This window comes from Type-D symbiont of Plautia stali (assembly GCF_001485335.1).
GTDB lineage: Bacteria > Pseudomonadota > Gammaproteobacteria > Enterobacterales > Enterobacteriaceae > Pantoea > Pantoea vagans_C.
In genome coordinates this window covers 99,206-120,547 of sequence record NZ_BBOC01000005.1, presented here as the reverse complement: position 1 = coordinate 120,547, position 21,342 = coordinate 99,206, and the positions used below count along the sequence as shown (strand labels likewise).

Sequence of the window (21,342 nt, the reverse complement as noted above, 5' to 3'; positions counted from 1 at the left end):
CGGCCCTTGTCATTTGTGTATAACGCATTAACATGCAAGAATTAAAATTCAAAATTGTGATTAATATCATTATGTTATAATTTATAACATTTTCTCCTGCCTGTGATATCACGACGAAATAAATAGGGGGATCCTTTTCATTCTTCCCTGGTGATAAATAGCGCGAACAGCAATTAATCACCCTCATGACATTTACCGCTTCGCCTGGCCTAAATTCCTCAAACAACCTTATGATATACTCTGTTTTTTACGCACAGGTAATGTGTCAACATCGAGTAACACCACCAAGGAGTCAATTATGAGTGATGAAGACTTTTCAACTTCGCAGGAAACCCAGGCGCTGGCAGATGAAGTGGCCTGTCTGAAAATGATGGTGACGCTGATCCTGAAAGGAATGGGTCAAGCCGATGCGGGCAAAGTGATTATCAATATGGAGCGCTATGTGCAGAGCGCATTAGTTGATAAACCGCAGGCGGAAGTGTTTAGCAACACCATTCGCCAAATCAAAACCGCTTATCGTCAGTAAGCGGCCAGCCCCGCACATGGTGCGGGGTGATTAGCTATGAGCCTGCCAGTTGACCGACACACCCAGTGTCGGTAACACTTCTTCAGGTCCAAAACGCCGTGTGCCGCGATACTTCTCTGCCAGTGCCGGTTGCTGAACCGGGATTCTTATGGCAAACAAATTATCTTCAGACTGAATCAAACCGGGTGACAGCGGTTCGTACACCACCTGATGCCGTTCAAACATTTTCTCCAGCATCGGCGTGGCTGAACTAATCAGAAAATCCATGCCATTCAATTCTGCCATCTGCACTGAATGCCATAAAATATTGAGTGGCAACTCTGCGTCTACTTCAAGACGGGCCGAAAAGCGCGACATTTCCCACACTTTGTTTTGATCAAACGGCAGCACGATGCCTTCGGGCACTTCAGGCTCATGCCAGGGCAGCAGACGCGCGCACCCGCAGATACCCTGGCGCGCATTCCAGGCTATCAGCCAAGTCACATCGGAACGATCGAATCGATCGTATTCCTGTCCAGGCGTGCTCAGCCTCGGAGGAATAGACCATCCTTCTCCACGCGCAAAAACGCTATACCGGTAAGTTCCCAATTCGGCCAACAAAGAGGACGGCATATCCTTAAGCTGTGTTTGAATTATTTTCATCATGCGCCTCTGACATCCCCATGTTTGCAATGATTTCTTTGCGCCAGCCTGGCAAAGTTCCGGCGCAGGGTAGACAACTGACCTTTGGCTGGGAACTACTAAAATTAGTAGTTGCCTTTTTGCTATATCAAGCCAATCGCTGCTGCATAACAGGCAATCTGCGTTTTATTGGAAACATTAAAACGCTTTTGCATATTCTTTTGGTGAAAGTTCACCGTATGTTCAGATATCGCTAAAATAAGTGAAATTTCCGCAGAGGTTTTCCCTTCTGCCGTCCATTTCAGGATTTCCAGTTCGCGTTGACTAAAATCATTAGATAAAACTGCCATAGAGCTATCATTCAGCCGCTCCAGCACGCGCAAACTCAGTTCCGCCAGGAAATGAAGTTTCACTTCTAACTGAACGCGTAAGTGTTGAGTCTGACTATGAATCGATGATGCAATAGATAATATACCAATGGCACGATTTGACGCCATTGCTGAACAGGAAAAGCCGCTATTGAGCCCTGCTGCGTTAGCCTCAGCCCACAAATTGCCTGCGCCAGTAAATAAATCACGCGTCCATTCCACGCCACGCCCCGGCCGCTGGCAAAGTAGCAGCACCGGATCCACGGTATAATAATTTTCGCTTTCATAGCGCTTTACCCAGCTCTCAGGGTAAGTACTAAACAAAAACACACGAGGCCGGGTAAAAGGCACCGGGTGCTGAACCAAAAAAGCGAATGAATCAAAACCCAACGCTTCTATGTGCTTTTGTAATAGCGCTTTCAATTGCAACACTTCCGTCAGCGCCTGAAATTCATTTTCAGTATCGCCTCGCCAGACGAAATAATTATCGGTAGTCATTATTGCCTCAGCGTTGTTTCACGCTTTTACCTTGTTATTCGTTCTGATTAACATAAAAATTAATTAACATGAGAAAAAATATTGATTGAAATGAAAGCAGCACTTGCGGTAACAATCATAACTATCCAGATGTCAATGCGTTACCGTAATGAGAGTGTGCGAGCAGGTATTTTTTGCCAATAGCTTCACAATTTTAATCGTCTTAGCTGTTTAGAATAGGATTTTTCCGAAGACGTTTCAATCACCCGATTCATTGAAAATTATCATTAGATTGATAAATTTTTAGCATCGTCATTAACCGAAATCACTCACTTTCAGAGCGGATACTTAAGATGCAGGGATATTTAGCGTGAGGCGGCGATGAGGTTCATTCTTAATCTTTGTGGCTTCTGCGGTGAACAGTACAGCGTGATTTCCGTCACCCTCTTTTCCAGCTACTCTTAGAGGATAGCGGTGCATCATGCCACGGGATTTAGCAAAGGGGAGACAATGCCGCAGCACGGCTCAGCCGCATTGTCGCGCGTTTTTGGGATAACAGCGGAACTGACTATGTTGAACCAGTTGGCATTACCTTTCCTTGTATTGGGCGGCTGCACAGCCCTGATGATCTTAAAAGACCTTTTCCGCCATCCACATCCCGTGGCGGTGATGAATATCATCTGGCCACTCACAGGCTTGTATATGCCCTTCATTGGCTGGCTCGCATGGTGGTATCTGGGTCGTAAACCCTCGCGACAGGTTAAACTTGCGCTGCTGGTTCCGCAAAAAATACAGGGTTACGCTAGCTGGCAAACCATATTTATTTCCACTTCATTATCTGCCGCTGCCTGTATATTTGGCGATATAATGACAATCCCGATAGTCACCTTACTAAATCAGTTCGCTATTAACCCCACGCTTTGGCTTCAGGGGGTTATTTGCGTGATAGTTTCCTTGCTGGTCGGTTTATTTTTGCAGTTTCTCGCCATTCGCCAGCGTGAAAAACGTTCATTTGGCCGTGCCTTATTATTAGCATTAAAAACAGAAACTTTTCCGCTGCTGATTTATCAATTAGGCATTTTTATCTTTATGGCGCTGGCCCTAAAGTTCGTGCTTAACCAGCAGATCAATCCATTCCTGGTGGGGTTCTGGTTTATGTTGCAATTAGCGATGATGATCGGCTTCCTGTTCTCCTGGCCTGCTAATCATTTCCTGATAAAACGTGGGCTTAATCCCGCTGTTTAGTCAACGACAGTAACCTGCCCCGCGCATACCAAGGTGGAAATGCGCGGCATGCGCGGCGTTGTAGTCCGGCCCCAGCGCATTACCAAAGGTGGCGCAACCCGTGCGCCACAGCGCGTGCAAGGCCGTTGCCGCATCAGCGGGTTGTTGCCAGTTCTTCCCCACCTGCAACCAGCGGTCATTGGCCAGCTGAAATCCGCTGATATCCCAAGCATCCGCTGTCGCATGTTCACTTAAGCGCCCTTGCTGGCGGTGATAAATATTGCGGCACGCATAGCTCCCCACATGCGCGATACGGCGAAGTGGGCTGTTGATCCCTGCCTGCTTTAAGGCCAGTTGACTGTTCACTACAAACAGAGTGCTGCTCACCGCCATCGGACAGCTGGCAAGGAAAGAGCTGCTCAACCCCACCTCACCAAACCCACTTACGCGCAGCGGCTGCTCCAGGGGGCAATCGCCCTGGAGAGTAGGCACAACACGATATTGGATGAAGCCCAGCTGTTTCGCACTTTCCAGTACCGCAAGGCAGGCCGCAGGGTCACGACTGAGTCGTTGCAGTTTATAACGCATCATCCAACCCGGTGGATCGGTCATGGCCAATGGCGTGAAGGGATTCCATTGCGCGGGCAAATGCGTTTTCAGCCAGGGAATGCTCCACCAGCCACACAACGCCAGAATGGCTATGGCAATGATTGCGCGCACAACACCTCACCCTTTCTTTTTATACGAACTCGTAAGTGTAGGAGGCGAAGGGTAAAACAACGTAAAAAAGGCTTTATTGTGGAAGATTTACGCAAAATACCGGATGAAGATCCCATGTAAATAATTACTGACAGAGTAAAGCGCGTAAAAGCTCACAATTGTTAAAAAACAATTACCGAGAGTCGCTGCCTTTCCACTATCTTATGCCACTTGCCCTTACAGCGGCACAATATCAAACAGCCAGCAGAGCTGACACAACATCAAAACAGGAAAGATATATTTATGGTTGATCAATCCAAAGAGGCGCTTATCGAGGCCAACCAACCGGAAAAACTCCAACGTAGTTTGCATAATCGTCATATTCAGCTCATCGCTATCGGCGGCGCTATCGGTACCGGGCTCTTTATGGGGTCGGGCAAAACCATTAGTCTGGCCGGTCCGTCGATCATTTTTGTTTATATGATCATCGGTTTTATGCTGTTTTTTGTTATGCGCGCAATGGGTGAGTTGCTGCTTTCCAATCTCGAGTACAAATCGTTTAGCGATTTCGCCGCTGATCTGCTTGGTCCGTGGGCGGGATACTTTACCGGCTGGACCTACTGGTTCTGTTGGGTGGTGACCGGAATTGCGGACGTGGTGGCGATTAGCTCCTATTTCCAACTGTGGTTCCCAGGCTTTTCCGTGTGGATGAGCGCCCTGCTGTGTATTTTCGTGTTCCTTGCCCTCAACATTGCCACCGTGAAGTTATTTGGTGAGATGGAGTTTTGGTTCGCGATTATTAAAATCGTGGCGATTGTGGCGCTGATTGTGACCGGCATTGTGTTGGTCGCCATGCACTATCCATCACCTGGTGGCACCACTGCTTCATTAAGTAATATCTGGGATCACGGCGGCATGTTCCCGAAAGGCCTGAGTGGCTTCTTTGCTGGTTTCCAGATCGCTGTGTTTGCCTTTGTCGGTGTGGAATTAGTGGGCACTGCGGCAGCAGAGACCAAAGATCCGCACAAAGTGCTGCCGCGCGCGATCAATGCCATCCCGATTCGTATCATTATGTTCTACGTGCTGGCGCTGTTGGTGATCATGGCGGTAACGCCGTGGAATCAGGTGCTGCCAAATCGTAGCCCGTTCGTTGAGATGTTTGTGTTAATCGGGTTACCTGCCGCGGCCAGCATCGTTAACTTTGTGGTACTGACCTCTGCGGCATCGTCCGCTAACAGCGGTATTTTCTCCACCAGCCGTATGTTGTTTGGTCTGGCGGAGATGGGCGTGGCGCATAAAGCCTTTGGTCGCTTGTCTTCCCGCGCCGTCCCAACAACCGGTTTATTCTTCTCTTGCTTCTGCCTGCTGGGTGGCGTGGCGCTGATTTACCTGATCCCGGATGTGATGACCGTGTTCACCATGGTCACCACGGTTTCGGCGATTCTGTTTATGTTTGTCTGGACCATTATCCTGTGCAGCTACCTCGCGTATCGCAAGCAGCATCCAAAACGCCATGCGGAATCGAAGTTTAAGATGCCGTTGGGCAAGTTTATGTGCTGGGTATGCATGGCGTTCTTCGCCTTTGTGTTAGTGCTGCTGACCTTGCAGGAAGATACTCGTCAGGCGCTGATGGTGACGCCACTGTGGTTCGTCATTCTGACCATGGGCTGGCTGTTACGTCGTCGTAAAGCCTGATTCAGCTCATAAAAAGGCCCCTTTATGGGGCCTTTTTTTATAACCGCTCCCGCAGTTTATGCCATGCCTGCGCCAGCGAGGGTCGTACTGAAGGTTCTCTTTCTGGTTCCAGATCAGGGGATTGTGGCGATCCCAGATCAAAGGTAAAGGTGTAATTCGGCGCCTCGCCCATGCGTAAATCCGACATCAAAGTGTCCTCACCTTGCTGCCTCATGGCGTAAAAACCATGGCTAAACCATGCCACGCGCTCAGCATGCCACTGGCCTTTAAAAGCAGCGAACAGCTCTGGATGACGAGGGTGCCAGCTAATCTCAAGCGGACGGTCCGGGGACATCAATGACCAATACGCCTCGCCATACTGGTCCGGTGTCATGATCACGGTGCGCCACACCAAAGTATTAAAGGCAGTTGGGGTCACCAACACCTGCTGTGGCGTGACAGACTGCTGCACTAAATCCTGCTCAATATGCTGCGTCGCCACACACTGCACCACCATACTCCAGCCTAAATAGAGCGTACTCACCAGCAATCCAGCCTGGTTCCAGCGCAATCCCACCCTGTCCCGCCGCCATAATGCAATCACCAAGGCTATCAACAGCGGCAAGGTATACAGTGGGTCGATAATGTACATACTGCCGATAGCGTAGGGGAAATCGGTAAAGGGTAAGCCCAATTGCGTACCGTATACCGTTGTTAGATCGAGCAAAGGATGGGTGATCAGCGCCAGCCAGATTGCCAGACACCAACTGCGCCAGTATTCACGGCTGCGTGTGGCACGAGCGACCAGCCAGCCAAGCAACGGCGCCACCAGCGTCAGCAAAAGCAATGCATGACTTTCGGTGCGATGCAGCGTCATATTGCGAATTGCATCGCCGTGATCGATAAACACATCGAGGTCGGGCAAAGTACCGGCGATAGCGCCGACCAACGCCGATTGCCACAACGGCACGCGTTTGCCCATCACGGCGACAGTAACCGCCGCGCCCAACGTTAACTGCGATAGCGAATCCATGCACTCTCCTGGCAAAAGCGGGATCAGCGCACGCGGATCCCTTCAATAATCATGCGCTGTACATTATCCAGCGTCTGCTCAAAGAACTCAGGGTCACTTAAAGTCTGGCCGGTAATCGCTTCCACCTGTGAGGCAAAATCAGCGTAATGCTGCGTCGTGGCCCACAGCAGGAAAAACAGATGCTGTGGTTGCACGCCGGCTAAGCGCCCTTCAGCGATCCACTGCTCAATAATCGCCGCCTTCTCATCCACCAGCGCTTTTAAGTCCCCGGCTAATTCACCTTTCAGCAAGGGCGCGCCTTGTAGCATCTCCAGACAAAACAGGCGTGAGGCCTGTGGATGATCGCGCGACACTTCCAGCTTAAGACGGATATATTTCCGAATGGCGGTTAGCGGGTCGTGATCATGCTGCAAGGCGCGTAAAGGGGCCAGCCACACATCCAGGATCTCTTTCAGTACCGCCACATACAACAGCTCTTTTGACGGATAGTAGTAAAGTAGATTGGTCTTCGAGACATCGGCGCGCTCCGCCACTTTATCGAGGCTGGTGCCATGAATACCGTATTGCGAGAAGAAGGCTAACGCCGCCTCCAGAATCGCGGCACGTTTTGCCGCCACTGCGCGCGAGCGTCGCCCTGGCTTTTTTTCATCGCTTTTCACACTGTTACCTCTTCCATCCTGCGTCATCGCATCATAACAAAGGCCTCGATTCCTGCCTAATCGCCGATATGCACCTTTTTTGACCATGATACGCATGAAAAATGTGCATAACGTTTTGACCAAACGGTCTGTTTTGGACCACTTACTCCATTTTATATCACCTCACGTTTTTAACACATTGTTGTTAAAGGCTTTTAAAAATGTGGCACAGGCTTTGCAATTTTGTGACTGAGCGCCGCCAGCAGGATGCGTGCAGGAAGCAGCGCAGCGCGTGAAGCAGTTCCCGTTCATTGCAGAGAGGTTTCACATGAAAATTGGCGTCTTTATCCCGATTGGCAATAATGGCTGGCTCATCTCCACCCATGCGCCGCAGTACAAACCGACTTTTGAACTGAATAAAGAGATTGTGCTGAAGGCCGAGCACTATCACTTCGACTTCGCGCTATCGATGATCAAACTGCGCGGCTTCGGTGGGAAAACCGAGTTTTGGGATCACAACCTCGAATCCTTCACCCTGATGGCGGGACTCGCGGCGGTGACCTCACGCATTGAAATTTATGCCACCGCAGCCACTCTGACGCTGCCGCCAGCGATTGTGGCACGCATGGCTTCCACCATCGACTCCATCTCGAATGGTCGCTTTGGCGTCAATCTCGTTACCGGCTGGCAAAAGCCTGAGTACGAACAGATGGGGCTATGGCCCGGCGATGAATACTTTTCCAGCCGTTATCAATACCTGACGGAGTACGTCACGGTGCTGCGCGATTTGTGGGGCAGCGGTCAAAGCGACTTCAAAGGTGAGTTTTTCACCATGAACGATTGCCGCGTCAGCCCACAGCCACAAAAACCGATGAAGGTGATTTGTGCCGGGCAGAGCGATGCCGGCATGGCCTTTTCAGCGCAGCACGCAGATTACAACTTCTGCTTTGGTAAAGGCGTCAACACGCCAACGGCGTTCGCACCGACAGCCACACGCATGAAACAAGCGGCAGATAATGCGGGTCGCGATGTGGGTTCCTACGTGCTGTTTATGATCATTGCCGCCGAAACCGACGAAGCCGCTCGCGCCAAATGGGAGCATTACAAAGCCGGTGCTGACGAAGAGGCCCTCGCATGGCTGACCACACAAAGCCAGCAAGACACCAAATCCGGCAGTGATACCAATGTGCGCCAGATGGCTGACCCCACTTCAGCGGTCAACATCAATATGGGCACGCTGGTCGGTTCTTACGCCAATGTGGCACGAATGTTGGATGAAGTTGCTTTGGTCGAGGGCGCGCAGGGCGTATTACTGACCTTTGATGATTTCCTGGAAGGTATTGAGGCCTTCGGAGAACGCATCCAGCCATTGATGAAATGTCGCCAAGAGTTAATCGCTTCGCAGAAGGAGGTTGCCTGATGAGTACTGTTGTTTGCGCCCATACGTCCAGCTTACCGAACATTACCTTGCCCGCTCGCCCGGAAGCCATTGCGCTGCCGCCAGCGCAGAGCGCGCTAATTGTGGTCGATATGCAAAATGCCTATGCCACCGAAGGCGGATATCTCGATCTTGCAGGGTTTGACGTCTCCGCCACCAAACCGGTGATCGCTAAAATTCATCAGGCGGTCACCGCTGCACGTGCTGCGGGCGTGCAGATCATCTGGTTCCAGAACGGCTGGGACGATCAGTATGTGGAAGCCGGTGATGCCGGTTCGCCAAACTTCCACAAATCCAACGCGCTGAAAACCATGCGCAAACGTCCAGAGTTGCAGGGCACCCTGCTGTCCAAAGGGGGCTGGGATTATGCTCTGGTGGATGAACTGACCCCGCAACCGGGTGACATTGTGTTGCCAAAACCCCGCTACAGCGGCTTTTTCAACACGCCGCTCGACAGCATGCTGCGCAGCCGCGGCATTCGCCATCTGGTGTTTACCGGCATCGCCACTAACGTCTGCGTGGAATCGACGCTGCGTGATGGCTTCTTCCTCGAGTACTTCGGTGTGGTACTGGAAGATGCCACGTACCAGGCGGGGCCGGCCTTTGCACAGCAGGCCGCCATCTTCAACATCGAGACCTTTTTCGGCTGGGTCAGCGACACCGACACGTTCTGCGAAGCCCTAAAAAGCTAAAACTACTTTCACCTGCAAAACCATAACGAAAAGGACAATAGCGATGCCGAAGAGTGTGATTATTCCAGCCGGGAGCGGCACCCCCATCGCCCCATTTGTACCTGGGACGCTGGCCGACGGCGTGGTGTACGTTTCAGGCACCTTGCCATTCGATGCCAGTAACAATGTGGTGCACGTTGGCGATGCAGCAGCGCAGACACGTCATGTGCTGGAGACGATTAAAAAGGTGATTGAAACCGCCGGTGGCGAGATGAGTGACGTCACCTTTAACTCCATCTTCCTCACTGACTGGAGCAACTACGCGGCGATTAATACGGTTTATGCCGAATACTTCCCCGGCGATAAACCGGCTCGCTTCTGTATCCAGTGTGGTCTGGTGAAACCTGAAGCCTTGGTAGAAATCGCCAGCGTGGCGCACATCGGCAAACCGGAGGCGTAATGCATCTTGAGATTCAGGGATTAACGGCCGAGGATGCGCCCACGCTGGTGCTCTCGTCTGGGCTGGGCGGCGTGGCAGGATTCTGGCAGCCGCAGTTGGCTGCACTCACGCCGCATTATCGGGTGGTGACTTACGATCAGCGTGGCACCGGGCGCAGCCCGGATACGCTGCCCGAAGGTTACAGCATGGCAATGATGGCGGCAGAACTGGCTGACGCCTTGCAACAGCATGACATTCAACATTACGACATTGTCGGGCACGCGCTGGGTGGGTTGATTGGACTGCAACTGGCGCTGGATTTCCCTGAACGAGTAGGTCGCGTAGTGGTGATCAACGGCTGGTTGTCTCTGGATCCCCACACGCAGCGCTGCTTCCAGGTGCGTCAGGATCTGCTGCTTAACGTGGGGGTTGAAGCCTTTGTGCGCGCTCAGCCGCTGTTTCTCTATCCCGCCGAGTGGCTGGCACGCCATCAGGCACGTATTTGCGCTGAAGATGCGCACCACGTGGCACATTTCCAAGGCATGGAGAATCTGCTGCGCCGCCTGCATGCACTGATGAACTGCGATTTTCGCCCGTTTGCGGCAAAAATCACCCAGCCAGTTTTAGCCATTTACAGCCAGGACGATCTGCTGGTGCCGTGGAGTTGTTCACCACAACTGGTGCAGGCGCTGCCTGCTGGCAGTCTGATTGAGATGGCCTGGGGTGGCCACGCGATGAGCGTGACCGATGCCGATACCTTTAACTCGCTGCTACTGGGCTGGTTGGCAGAAACGGCTTCCCTTCCCCATCGAGCGGTCAGTTGATAACAGGAGCAATGACATGAGTGTGCATGAATTGCCGGTGGTACCTGAAGTAGACCGTGATGCGTTTCGCAACGCCATGGCACGGCTGGGCTCCGCTGTGAACATCACCACCACCGATGGCCCGGCAGGCCGCGCGGGCTTTACCGCCTCTGCAGTTTGCAGCGTCACCGACACCCCGCCAACGCTGCTGGTGTGCCTTAATCGTTCCGCTTCGGTGTGGCCAACGTTTCGCGACAACGGCCACTTGTGTGTCAATACCCTGGCCGCCGGTCACGAAGCGCTCTCTACGCTGTTTGGCGGTAAAACGCCGATGTCAGAGCGTTTCGCTGAGGCAGGATGGCACACGCTGGCGACCGGCTCTCCTCTGCTGGAGGGCGCGCTGGTCTCATTCGATTGTAAAGTCTCGCAGGTGGTCAGCGTCGGTACACATGATGTGCTGTTCTGTGAAGTCTTGGCATTAGCACGCAACGACGACTCGCATGGCCTGGCTTGGTTTGACCGTGGATATCATCACCTTTTGCGGCAGGATGCCCGCTAATGCCGCGTTGTGCGGCCCAATCCCACTGACATCCTGGAGAGCAAGATGGCGAATTCCTGGTTCCCCCGCTGGCAGAAAAAGTCAGCCATGACTGAAAATGGGCTGATTGCGCCGGATGAAACGCTGCCACTCGGGCAGACCGTTGTCCTTGGCCTGCAGCATGCTGTAGCAATGTTTGGCGCAACGGTACTGATGCCGCTGTTAATGGGCCTGGACCCCAATCTGGCGATTCTGGTTTCCGGTATCGGTACGCTGCTGTTCTTTGTGGTCACCGGTGGCCGCGTACCCAGCTATCTGGGCTCCAGTGCGGCGTTTGTCGGGGTGATCATTGCCGTCACCGGATTTAACGGACAAGGGCTAAACCCCAATCTGGCGCTGGCTTTAGGCGGAGTGATCGCCTGCGGTGCGCTCTACACCTTGATTGGTTTTGTAGTGATGAAAGTGGGCACCGGCTGGATTGAACGCCTTATGCCACCGGTGGTGACGGGCGCGGTGGTGATGGCGATTGGCCTCAATCTGGCACCGATTGCGGTGCACGGTGTGTCGGCATCGATGTTCGACAGCTGGATGGCAGTGATGACCGTGCTGTGTATCGGCGTGGTGGCGGTGTTTACTCGCGGCATGGTTCAACGTCTGCTGATTCTGGTTGGGTTGATTGTCGCCTGGGCCCTCTATGCACTGCTGACCAATGTGATGGGGTTCGGTAAACCGGTGGATTTCAGTGGCCTGGCGACTGCCCCGTGGTTTGGACTGCCGCACACCACGGCTCCGGTATTTGATATGCAAGCGATTGTGATGATTGCCCCTGTGGCGATCATTCTGGTGGCGGAGAATCTGGGTCATATCAAAGCGGTAGCAGGAATGACGGGGCGTAATCTTGATCCCTGGATGGGCCGTGCGTTTGTGGGCGATGGCCTGGCGACCATGCTATCGGGTTCAATGGGCGGTAGTGGCGTCACCACCTATGCGGAGAATATCGGTGTCATGGCGGTGACCAAAGTCTACTCAACGCTGGCATTTGTTGCGGCAGCGGTTATCGCCCTGGTACTGGGCTTCTCACCAAAATTTGGCGCCTTGATTCACACCATCCCTGGACCGGTAATTGGCGGGGCATCGATTGTGGTGTTCGGTTTGATTGCCGTGGCGGGTGCGCGCATCTGGGTGCAGAACCACGTTGATTTCAGCCAAAACGGCAATCTGATCATGGTTGCCACAACGCTGGTGCTCGGCGCGGGTGATTTCTCGTTGAAAATAGGCAGTTTCACCATCGGCGGCATCGGTACAGCGACTTTTGGTGCCATTATTCTCAATGCGATTCTCAAACGTCGCGGTGCCGCACTGGCTAGCCAGGCGGCACGACCGCAGCCTTAAGGTTCTTGCGGTGCCTGATCGGGCACCGCTTTCTTCCGCCGCAGCCGCAGTTCACTGACGATCACCCCGCAGACAATCAGCGCGCCCCCCAGCAATGCCGCCGCTGGCAGTCGCTCGCCCGCAATGCGTCCTACAACTCCTGCCCAAACCGGTTCACCCGCATAAATCACCGTTGCCCGCGTCGGAGAGACACTGCGCTGCGCCCAGTTCATGGTGACCTGAATCAGCGCACTTGCCGCACCCAGACCCAGCGCGCTGAACAACAGCGGCGCGGACAGAGTTGGCACTGATTCGCCATTAGGGATCATAAAGACAAATGCGCAGGCTGAAGCCACCATCAGTTGAATCAAGGTGACACGGCGCACATCAACTTCACCGGCATAACGGCTGATCAAAATAATTTCTGCTGCAATCGCCAGTGTGCTGAGCAGCGTGGCGATTTCGCCCGCATTCAACGTCAGGCTGCCATCTTGTGGCCCTGCCACCAGCACAAGTCCGGTAAAGGCCAACAGAATACCCATCCACGCCATCAATCCCGGCGGGCGGCGCAGAAACAGCCATTGCAGTAACGGAACCACCGGCACATAGAGCGCCGTCAGAAAGGCCGATTGACTACTTGATATGGTTTGCATACCCCAGGTCTGAAGACCATAGCCACCGGCAATGGCCAGCCCGATCAGCGTACCGGCTTTGATTTCCAGCCAGGTCATCTGCTTAAGATAGCGACGGAAAAAAAAGGCCAGAATCAGCGATGCCGTAGCAAAACGTAGCCCGACAAAGAAAAAGGGGCCGGAGTGTGCCATCGCCCGATGTACGACCAGGAAGGTTCCACCCCATACCATGGTGATGAAAATAAGAACCAGTTCCTGACGAGAAATACGCAGGCTGAAACGTGAAGTGGAAACGGACATAACGCACCAGAGTAATCAATTGGCGGTTATTTTTGCTCATGAGGTGGGGCAATTGCAATCGCTGTGACCGCCGGGATAAACCCGGCGGAGGGGAACATCACAGCCGTGTTATTTCTTATTACGACTGCGCCCCCCTTTCTCACCCGCTTCAGAAGCGCGTTGCGGATCGTTTCTAAAATTACCGCCACTATTTTTACCGCCTTTGCGGCCAGCCTCTGCAGCTCTCTCACGGTCTTCGGCGAAGTTGCCTGATCCTCCACGATGTTGAGCCATCATTTCCTCCAGGGATTGAGCATCTGTGGTTAGGACTTTTCATCCAATGAGGTGAAAAGCAAGGCGGTGGAATGTCCGTACCGCCTGCTGAAAGAATAGCCAATGACACGCAAGATCTGGCTGATATTCATACTTTGAAACACATAATCATCTTATTTATCACATCAAAACCAGATAAATGTCCAGCATACAGGCGGTTAGCCGTGCTTTTAGCGTAACGGCTCACCCGCTTGATTAACCTCTTTCCAGCACCCCGCGCAAGCTCTTCTATACTTCTGAATACTCATCACTCTCAGCAGGATGGAAACCATGGCAAAAATTTTGGTGCTTTATTATTCCATGTATGGACATATCGAAACCATGGCGCAAGCCGTGGCTGAAGGCGCAAAAAGCGTGAGCGGCGCAGAGGTGACGATATTACGCGTACCTGAAAGCATGGAAGCTGAACGATTTGCGCAGGTCGGTGGCAAGGTGAATCAAGCCGCAGCAGAGGCGAAACCGGAAGACTTGCCGCAGTATGACGCGATTATTGTTGGCACACCGACCCGCTTCGGCAACATGGCCGGGCAGATGCGCAACTTCTGGGATCGCACCGGCGGTTTATGGGCCTCAGGTGCACTCTACGGCAAACTCGCCAGTGTCTTTGCTTCCACGGGGACTGGGGGTGGTCAGGAGCAGACCATCACGTCGGTGTGGACTACCCTCGCTCATCACGGCATGGTGATTGTGCCCATTGGCTACGGCACCAAACAACTCTTCGATATTTCTCAGGTTCGCGGTGGAACACCTTATGGCGCCACCACCATCGCGGGTGGTGATGGTTCACGCCAGCCCTCTGCTGAAGAACTGGAAATTGCCCGCTATCAGGGCCAATACGTCGCCGGACTGGCGGTAAAACTGCAAGGATAAATCCACTACAGGAGACTTTTATGGCCACAGAACAGTCAAAAGCTCACCACGTGGGCGAATGGGCCACGCTGCGCCACACCTCACCAGAAATTGCTGAAGCAATTTTCGAAGTGGCTAATTATGACGAACGACTCGCGGAAGAAATTTGGCGTCAGCAAGGTAGCGATGATGTGCTGCTCCGCGCTTTTGACAAGACTGATCAAGACGTTTTGACGTGGGACGACAAGACGGTCGAGCGTAAGAACGTTTAAATCACAGGCGGGCTGGTCCCGCCTTTGTCATTTTTACATGCCAAGGAACCTTTATGTCAGCCTATCAAAGTATCAATCCGGCCAATAATGAATTGCTGAAAACCTGGCCCGCGCATGATGACACTTTTATGCAGCAAGCACTCAGCACCGCAGATGCACTCTATCATTCCGCGTGGAGTAAAGGCGATATGCAACCGCGTTTGCAGTTGCTGCATAAGCTCGCGGATTTGATCGATCAGCGGGTTGATGAACTTGCTACCATCGCCAGTAAAGAGATGGGCAAGCTGATTGGACAAAGCCGGGGTGAAGTAAAAATTTGCGCCCAGATCGCGCGCTACTATGCCGAACACGCCGCGCATCTGTTGCAAGCGCAGCCCTACCCCAGCGCAGTGGGTGATGCGTGGCTGGAGTACCACCCGATTGGCGTGATCGTCGCCGTCGAGCCATGGAATTTTCCCTACTACCAGTTGATGCGTGTGCTGGCACCCAATCTGGCCTTAGGTAATCCAGTCTTGGCAAAACATGCCAATATTGTGCCGCACTGTGCCGATGTGTTTGAAAAGTTGGTTGAGGAAGCCGGTGCACCCAAAGGGGCATGGACCAACTTGTTTATTTCCACGGAACAGGTGGCAGACTTGATTGCTGACCCACGTGTCCAGGGTGTGGCCTTGACCGGCTCTGAACGCGCCGGAAGTGCGGTGGCGGAACAAGCCGGGAAGCACTTGAAAAAGTCCACCCTTGAATTGGGGGGGAACGATGTATTTGTGGTGCTGGATGATGCCGACGTCGACGAGGCGGTGCGACAAGGAGCACAGGCGCGTCTGAGCAACTGTGGTCAGGTGTGTACTGCAGCCAAACGCTTTATCCTGCATGAAAAAATCGCCAGTGAGTTTATGGCAAAATTCAGCGTGGCACTGCAATCCGCGACGCCGGGCGATCCGCTGGATGAGAAAACTACCCTGGGCCCACTGTCTTCGCAAGATGCGCGCGATCGCCTGGTCAAACAGGTGGATGATGCAGTGAAACAGGGTGCGCGCGTGGAATTTGGCGGTAAGGTAATTGAAGGCGTAGGTTGCTACTACCAGCCAACGGTATTAACTGGCCTGACACCGGATAATCCCGCCTATTATCAGGAGTTTTTCGGCCCCGTGGCGCAAGTGTATGTGGTGGCGGACGATCGTACTGCGGTTACCCTGGCTAACGATTCTCACTATGGATTAGGCGGTTCGGTCTGGACGCGTGATATTCTGCGTGGGCGCAATATGGCATCACAGATTGAAACCGGCATGGTGTTTATCAACTCCCAGAGCGACACCGCAGCCGAATTGCCATTTGGTGGCGTGAAGCGTTCGGGATATGGGCGTGAACTCTCCGATCTCGGCTTGAAAGAGTTTGCCAACCAGAAGCTGGTGGTGGTGGCCGGCTAGCCATAATAAAAAACCCCGTCGAGACGGGGTTTTTTCATTGCCTGACCACTCAGTTGCTGGCCGGTGCCGGTTGCTGAGCGGGTTTAGTTGCATCAGTTTCCGGTTTGGCATCAGCCTGGGCTTTCTGGGCTGCTGCTGCATCGGCTTTCGCTTTGTCTTCTGCTGCTTTCTGCGCAGTGGCTTTCTCGGTTTTGGCTTTTTCCTCAGCGGCTTTCTGGGCAGCCGCTTTATCGGCTTTAACCTTCTCATCAGCGGCTTTGGCATCGGCCGCTTTCTGAGCAGCGGCTTTATCCGCAGCAGCTTTATCGGCAGCCGCTTTATCAGCCGCAGCCTGGTCCTCTTTCACTTTCGCGTCATCAGCTGCAGCGGGAGCCGGTTGCGCAGCAGGCTGTTCTGCGGGCGCAGGCGCTGCCGGTTGTAATGGCGTGCCCTGCAGTGCGGTGTTTAAAGCAGTAGTGAACTGATCCCAGCTGCAGTAGCCATTGGCATCTGCATCACAACCGGCCAACTGCAGCGTGACACGCTTCGGTGGATTTTTCAGACTCAACACGTCTGCATCGCGCAGTTGTTCAGCCGTCTGATAAACGTACTCCACTTTCAACAGGTCTTTATTGTTCTTCGCATCATGCCAGCGCTCAAAGACGACCTGACCACCAATTGGCGTTTTCTCATCGTTGCCTGGCAGTTCATAAGGTTTAACCTGCAATGCACTCAGCAACGACGCGATGTTGGAATCGTGACCCACCATCAACGTGACTTTCGGCGCATTGGCTTTGTCTTGATCCACTAACTGGCTGCGGATGTAATCCACCAGCGGCGCGGCCACTTCGCGCGCAACATCGGGAGAGGTAAAGAGTGCGTCCTGATAGCCATTTTTAATCGCGGCCAGCGCTTTCCACTGCTCAGGCGTTTTGATCTGCCCCCAGGCAACCTGATCCGCCGGGAAACCTTCGTAATATTGCAAGGTGAATGCATCCACCAGCGAGTTACCGATTTTCAGCGGGCCGTTCACGTTTGGCTCTTTACCGTTTTCTGCACTGAAGGTGTTATCACCGCTGCTCAAATCACACTGTTTTTTACCGTTACAGGCCGGTGCAGATTTGTAATCAACAATCTTTTCCAACTGCTGGAAAGCCGGTTTCAACGCCAGCCTTTCATTGGCAGCAGTCATCGCAGCCAGCGCTTTCTTGTTGAATTCATCGCTGCCGTCGGTGATCACCGGATTGAAGATCGGATCCATGGTTCCCATCGCATCTTGATGGGTAACGCTGATATCACAGCCTGGGAACGCGCCAGTAATGAAGTACTGTGCGGTCGCGACAGTGCGCTGTAGGCTATTGGCATACACGAAGATGTTGCTGCTGTCAGGACAGGTACCGCTTTGCACCAATCCCTGCTGTGCCAGCCACTGACGGGTATAGTTACCCATGTAGACTTCCAGCACGCCACCTTTGGTGGTCAGCTCGCCGCCCGGGACATCCCATTGTGGCCAGCTTTTCTTGGTGGATTGCTCCAGCACGCTTCCGTTGTTCGCCAACGGTGCACGTAAATTGTGACGACTCAGCATCAGCACCTGCTGCAGCTGCATATCCCCCTCTGCCGCATAAGCAGACATACCCATTGGGAGCGCAGCGATAACTGACAACGCGCAAAGACTCAGTTTCTTGATCATTGTGCCTATTCCATAATTCATCAGTGAAACACTCTGGCATTCAAACGATTAGCTCGCCATTGAGCGAATTACCGCACAGTGTAACCCAGCTTGCCTCGGAAAATCGCCAGATGTTTGCAAAAACCGTGAATGGACTATAGCAGTAATCGCGCTTGCCGTCGGGCAACGGCAGCAGTTTGAAAAGCAAAGGGATGTTTTTCGGAATCTCTGAACGCTGAAAAGCAAAAAGCCCGCATCGCTGCGGGCTTCTTTAATATGGCGGAGGAACAGAGATTCGAACTCTGGGATGGTTTCCCATCGACGGTTTTCAAGACCGTTGCCTTAAGCCACTCGGCCATCCCTCCGGGGATTTTTTGTTACGACACTCAGCAAGAGTGATGGCGGAGGAGGAGAGATTCGAACTCTCGGATGGTTTCCCATCGACGGTTTTCAAGACCGTTGCCTTAAGCCACTCGGCCACCCCTCCGCAATGAGGCGCACTATAAACATCCCCCCGAACGATGTAAAGCGTCGATTGAATCGTTCGCCTGAAAAACAGTCAAAATGCATTTTTTTGCTGTCAAAATCGCCATTCTGCTCAATGAAACAGCCATTTATCGCGTAAAGATGGGTAAAACGCCTTTGCTGACTTCCAGCCGTTGCGTATTCTCAACCCATATTTGGTGTTCTCTCTCTATAATGGAGCGCATGATGGATAGAATAATTAGCTCGTCGCAGCAGCAATCGCTGATCAGCACCCACAAAGTGCTACGCAATACCTACTTCTTACTGGGCCTCACACTGGCGTTTTCAGCGGTCACCGCCACGCTCAGCACCGTATTTGCCTTACCGTCACCGGGTTTGATCCTGATGCTGGTCGGTTTTTATGGTCTGATGTTCCTGACCTATCGTCTGGCTAATAGTCCTGCGGGTATTCTGGCCGCCTTTGCCTTTACCGGTTTCCTCGGTTACTGCCTGGGGCCAATACTCAGCTCCTTCCTCGCCGCTGGCATGGGAGATGTGATTGCCATGGCGCTGGGCGGAACGGCGCTGGTCTTCTTCTGCTGTTCAGCCTATGTCCTGACCACCCGCCGTGATATGTCGTTCCTGGGCGGAATGATGATGGCCGGTTTCGTGGTGCTGCTGGTTGCGGTGGTTGCCAACATCTTCCTGCAATTGCCTGCACTGCACCTGGCAATTAGCGCCCTGTTTATTCTGTTCTCTGCCGGTGCGATTCTGTGGGAAACCAGCAACATCATCCACGGCGGTGAAACCAACTACATCCGCGCCACAGTCAGCCTGTATGTGTCGCTCTACAACATCTTTGTTAGCTTGCTGAGTCTGCTGGGCTTTGCCAGCAAAGATTAAGTCGTCAAAGATTGCATCTCTGACCCCGCTTCGGCGGGGTTTTTGCTTTTTTGAATCTGGAGAACTTACAATAGAGCGAATGATGCTGTGAGGAATAACTGTGATTTTTGCCGGTAAAGAGATCGCCACCGATGCGGAAGGCTATCTAAAGAATAGTGCAGACTGGAGCGAAACCCTCGCTGCAGAGATTGCAAAAAACGAAGACATTGAGATGAGCGAAGCGCACTGGGAAGTGGTGCACTTTGTGCGCGCCTTCTATCAGGAGTTCAATACCTCACCAGCGGTGCGCATGCTGGTCAAAGCCATGGCTCAGAAATATGGCGAAGAGAAAGGCAACAGTCGCTACCTTTTCCGACTCTTTCCAGAAGGTCCGGCCAAACAAGCCACCAAAATCGCTGGCTTACCTAAACCGGCTAAATGTCTGTGATTAGCCAGTGGTAAACCTGGCTGGAATTTGCGCTGGCTGATGCGGCTCAACCAAGACCTTATCAACGCGTGCGCTGCGCGGCCCTCCCGCTTTCAGCCACGCGATTAACGCTTCAACCTGTTTATCATCACCCGCTGCCAGCACTTCCACGCTGCCATCGCGGAGATTGTGCGCATAGCCTGTTACCCCAAGTTCGTTTGCCTGCGCTTGGGTGTAATAGCGAAAGCCAACCCCTTGCACAATCCCGTGTATCCAGATTTTGTAGCACGTGTTCGCCATGGCAATCTCCCCTTTGTACATTGCATTTTGCCGCCATCCACCGGAAAATGGCGCCTCATTTTTTCAGGTAAGCATAGCAAACATGACCGTTCGATTGATTCTCGCAAAGGGACGTGAAAAATCCCTGCTCCGCCGCCATCCGTGGGTGTTCTCTGGTGCTGTTGCACGTATGGAAGGTAAAGCCCAGTCAGGCGAAACCATTGATATCTGTGATAGCAATGGCAAATGGCTGGCCCGTGCCGCTTATTCTCCGCAATCACAAATTCGCGCGCGCGTCTGGAGCTGGCAGCAGGATGAGTCAATCGACATCGCATTCTTTGTTCGCGCCTTTGAAAAGGCACAACAGTGGCGCGAGTGGTTGGCGAAGCGTGACGGGCTTGATAGCTATCGTGTGATCGCCGGTGAGTCCGATGGGATGCCAGGCGTGACCATTGACCGTTTCGGCAACTTCCTGGTGTTGCAGCTCCTCTCTGCGGGTGCTGAGTACCAGCGCCCTGCCATCCTCTCTGCCTTGCAGCAATGTTTCCCAACCTGTTCGATCTACGATCGTTCTGATGTTGCGGTGCGTAAAAAAGAGGGGCTGGAGCTGGCACAAGGTCCGGTAACCGGTGAACTGCCGCCTCCGTTACTGCCGATTACTGAACACGGCATGAAACTGTTGGTGGATATCCAGGGCGGCCATAAAACCGGTTATTACCTCGATCAGCGTGACAGCCGTTTCGCCACCCGTCGCTATGCGGAGAACGCCCGCGTGCTGAACTGCTTCTCTTACACCGGCGGATTTGCAGTGTCTGCGTTGATCGGTGGCTGCCGCGAAGTGATCAGCGTCGATACCTCACAAGATGCGCTGGATGTCGCAAAACAAAACGTAGAGCTAAATGACCTCGACCTTACTCGTGCACAGTTCGTGCGCGATGACGTGTTCAAATTGCTGCGTCGTTACCGTGACAGCGGTGAGAAATTTGACCTCATCGTGATGGACCCGCCCAAATTCGTTGAGAACAAAAACCAGCTGATGGGCGCTTGTCGTGGTTATAAGGATATCAATATGTTGGCGATGCAGTTGTTGAATCCCGGCGGTATCCTGCTGACGTACTCTTGCTCAGGCCTGATGGCGACTGATTTGTTCCAGAAAATTATTGCTGATGCCGCCGTCGATGCCGGTCGTGATGTACAATTTATTGAGCAGTTCCGTCAGGCAGCCGACCATCCTGTGATCGCCAGCTATCCTGAAGGGCTTTATCTGAAAGGGTTTGCCTGCCGCGTGCTGTGACTTGAAAACCTGAACCCTGCCTCCATATTGGT

Annotated in this window: 24 protein-coding genes and 2 tRNA genes; 15 read left to right on the top strand and 11 right to left on the bottom strand. The window is 53.0% G+C overall.

Translation table 11 applies throughout. The features are described 5' to 3' along the window. Positions 1-298: 298 nt before the first annotated feature. Positions 299-526, top strand: a complete 228-nt coding sequence (locus tag PSSD_RS03135; protein ID WP_039328928.1) for a DUF2594 family protein — start codon at positions 299-301, stop codon at positions 524-526. Between the two features lie 30 nt (positions 527-556). Here PSSD_RS03135 and PSSD_RS03130 read toward each other — a convergent pair whose 3' ends face one another. Both PSSD_RS03130 and PSSD_RS03125 read right to left on the bottom strand, forming a co-directional pair. After that, positions 557-1,168 (bottom strand): acyl-homoserine-lactone synthase, encoded by a 612-nt coding sequence (locus PSSD_RS03130; protein ID WP_039328929.1) that lies wholly within the window; start codon positions 1,166-1,168, stop codon positions 557-559. 122 nt (positions 1,169-1,290) lie between these two features. After that, positions 1,291-2,013 (bottom strand): autoinducer binding domain-containing protein, encoded by a 723-nt coding sequence (locus tag PSSD_RS03125; protein WP_039328930.1) that lies wholly within the window; start codon positions 2,011-2,013, stop codon positions 1,291-1,293. A 489-nt stretch (positions 2,014-2,502) separates the two neighbouring features. Here PSSD_RS03125 and PSSD_RS03120 point away from each other — a divergent pair, with 489 nt between their 5' ends. Next, on the top strand, positions 2,503-3,237 hold the full coding sequence (locus tag PSSD_RS03120) for a DUF4396 domain-containing protein (RefSeq protein WP_231568839.1): 735 nt from the start codon (positions 2,503-2,505) through the stop codon (positions 3,235-3,237). On the opposite strand, the gene PSSD_RS03115 is transcribed toward PSSD_RS03120, so the two are convergent. Further along, a complete protein-coding gene (locus PSSD_RS03115; RefSeq protein ID WP_058969386.1) occupies positions 3,238-3,936 on the bottom strand; it encodes an extensin-like domain-containing protein in 699 nt (232 codons plus the stop codon). 282 nt (positions 3,937-4,218) lie between these two features. On the opposite strand from PSSD_RS03115, the gene cycA reads away from it, so the two are divergent. After that, on the top strand, positions 4,219-5,610 hold the full coding sequence (cycA, locus tag PSSD_RS03110) for a D-serine/D-alanine/glycine transporter (RefSeq protein WP_039328932.1): 1,392 nt from the start codon (positions 4,219-4,221) through the stop codon (positions 5,608-5,610). Between the two features lie 37 nt (positions 5,611-5,647). Here the strand turns inward: cycA and PSSD_RS03105 are convergent, their stop codons facing one another. Next, positions 5,648-6,622: a metal-dependent hydrolase gene (locus PSSD_RS03105; RefSeq protein ID WP_058969384.1), complete on the bottom strand. Its 975-nt coding sequence runs from the start codon at positions 6,620-6,622 to the stop codon at positions 5,648-5,650. A gap of 23 nt (positions 6,623-6,645) precedes the next feature. Next, positions 6,646-7,281, bottom strand: coding sequence for an HTH-type transcriptional regulator RutR (rutR, locus tag PSSD_RS03100; protein ID WP_039329002.1), 636 nt, complete (start codon positions 7,279-7,281; stop codon positions 6,646-6,648). 307 nt (positions 7,282-7,588) lie between these two features. Between rutR and rutA the strand changes: the two genes are divergently transcribed. The 6 genes from rutA to rutG are packed head-to-tail and all read left to right on the top strand — an operon-like array spanning position 7,589 to position 12,541. Next, complete coding sequence (gene rutA, locus PSSD_RS03095) at positions 7,589-8,680, top strand: pyrimidine utilization protein A (RefSeq protein ID WP_058969404.1); 1,092 nt, start codon at positions 7,589-7,591, stop codon at positions 8,678-8,680. Next, the gene (gene rutB / locus PSSD_RS03090) at positions 8,680-9,390 is read left to right on the top strand and encodes a pyrimidine utilization protein B (RefSeq protein ID WP_058969382.1); all 711 of its coding nucleotides are present in this window, start codon (positions 8,680-8,682) and stop codon (positions 9,388-9,390) included. Before rutA ends, rutB begins: the two co-directional genes overlap by 1 nt. 43 nt (positions 9,391-9,433) lie before the next feature. Then, the gene (gene rutC / locus PSSD_RS03085) at positions 9,434-9,829 is read left to right on the top strand and encodes a pyrimidine utilization protein C (RefSeq protein ID WP_058969380.1); all 396 of its coding nucleotides are present in this window, start codon (positions 9,434-9,436) and stop codon (positions 9,827-9,829) included. Further along, positions 9,829-10,632 (top strand): pyrimidine utilization protein D, encoded by an 804-nt coding sequence (gene rutD / locus PSSD_RS03080; RefSeq protein ID WP_058969378.1) that lies wholly within the window; start codon positions 9,829-9,831, stop codon positions 10,630-10,632. The genes rutC and rutD overlap by 1 nt, the downstream gene beginning before the upstream one ends. Before the next feature lie 16 nt (positions 10,633-10,648). After that, a complete protein-coding gene (rutF, locus tag PSSD_RS03075) occupies positions 10,649-11,170 on the top strand; it encodes an NADH-dependent FMN reductase RutF (RefSeq protein WP_058969377.1) in 522 nt (173 codons plus the stop codon). 45 nt (positions 11,171-11,215) lie between these two features. Continuing rightward, positions 11,216-12,541 (top strand): pyrimidine utilization transport protein G, encoded by a 1,326-nt coding sequence (rutG, locus tag PSSD_RS03070; protein ID WP_039328938.1) that lies wholly within the window; start codon positions 11,216-11,218, stop codon positions 12,539-12,541. Here the strand turns inward: rutG and PSSD_RS03065 are convergent. After that, entirely contained in the window at positions 12,538-13,452 is a 915-nt protein-coding gene (locus PSSD_RS03065; protein WP_039328939.1) for a DMT family transporter, read from the bottom strand. The genes rutG and PSSD_RS03065 overlap by 4 nt on opposite strands. Positions 13,453-13,560: 108 nt before the next feature. Next, positions 13,561-13,725, bottom strand: a complete 165-nt coding sequence (locus PSSD_RS26380) for a con-10 family general stress protein (protein ID WP_013508570.1) — start codon at positions 13,723-13,725, stop codon at positions 13,561-13,563. A gap of 309 nt (positions 13,726-14,034) precedes the next feature. Between PSSD_RS26380 and wrbA the strand changes: the two genes are divergently transcribed. The 3 genes from wrbA to PSSD_RS03045 are packed head-to-tail and all read left to right on the top strand — an operon-like array spanning position 14,035 to position 16,312. Beyond that, positions 14,035-14,634: an NAD(P)H:quinone oxidoreductase gene (gene wrbA, locus PSSD_RS03055; protein ID WP_039328941.1), complete on the top strand. Its 600-nt coding sequence runs from the start codon at positions 14,035-14,037 to the stop codon at positions 14,632-14,634. Positions 14,635-14,654: 20 nt separating this feature from the next. Then, entirely contained in the window at positions 14,655-14,885 is a 231-nt protein-coding gene (locus PSSD_RS03050) for a YccJ family protein (RefSeq protein ID WP_038647733.1), read from the top strand. 53 nt (positions 14,886-14,938) lie between these two features. Continuing rightward, entirely contained in the window at positions 14,939-16,312 is a 1,374-nt protein-coding gene (locus PSSD_RS03045; RefSeq protein WP_058969373.1) for an NAD-dependent succinate-semialdehyde dehydrogenase, read from the top strand. A gap of 49 nt (positions 16,313-16,361) precedes the next feature. On the opposite strand, the gene agp is transcribed toward PSSD_RS03045, so the two are convergent. From agp to PSSD_RS03030, 3 genes are all read right to left on the bottom strand, one after another. Then, entirely contained in the window at positions 16,362-17,984 is a 1,623-nt protein-coding gene (gene agp / locus PSSD_RS03040; RefSeq protein ID WP_153011400.1) for a bifunctional glucose-1-phosphatase/inositol phosphatase, read from the bottom strand. Positions 17,985-18,240: 256 nt separating this feature from the next. After that, positions 18,241-18,328 (bottom strand) — tRNA-Ser (locus PSSD_RS03035). Between the two features lie 34 nt (positions 18,329-18,362). Then, positions 18,363-18,450, bottom strand: a tRNA-Ser gene (locus PSSD_RS03030). 224 nt (positions 18,451-18,674) lie between these two features. Here PSSD_RS03030 and yccA point away from each other — a divergent pair. Further along, positions 18,675-19,331 (top strand): FtsH protease modulator YccA, encoded by a 657-nt coding sequence (gene yccA / locus PSSD_RS03025; RefSeq protein ID WP_034820380.1) that lies wholly within the window; start codon positions 18,675-18,677, stop codon positions 19,329-19,331. 100 nt (positions 19,332-19,431) lie between these two features. Next, positions 19,432-19,758: a sulfurtransferase TusE gene (tusE, locus tag PSSD_RS03020; protein ID WP_039328945.1), complete on the top strand. Its 327-nt coding sequence runs from the start codon at positions 19,432-19,434 to the stop codon at positions 19,756-19,758. On the opposite strand, the gene yccX is transcribed toward tusE, so the two are convergent. Next, positions 19,759-20,037 (bottom strand): acylphosphatase, encoded by a 279-nt coding sequence (gene yccX, locus PSSD_RS03015; protein ID WP_058969403.1) that lies wholly within the window; start codon positions 20,035-20,037, stop codon positions 19,759-19,761. It abuts the gene before it with no gap. A gap of 82 nt (positions 20,038-20,119) precedes the next feature. On the opposite strand from yccX, the gene rlmI reads away from it, so the two are divergent. Further along, positions 20,120-21,310: a 23S rRNA (cytosine(1962)-C(5))-methyltransferase RlmI gene (gene rlmI, locus PSSD_RS03010; RefSeq protein ID WP_039328946.1), complete on the top strand. Its 1,191-nt coding sequence runs from the start codon at positions 20,120-20,122 to the stop codon at positions 21,308-21,310. The last annotated feature ends 32 nt before the right edge of the window (positions 21,311-21,342 follow it).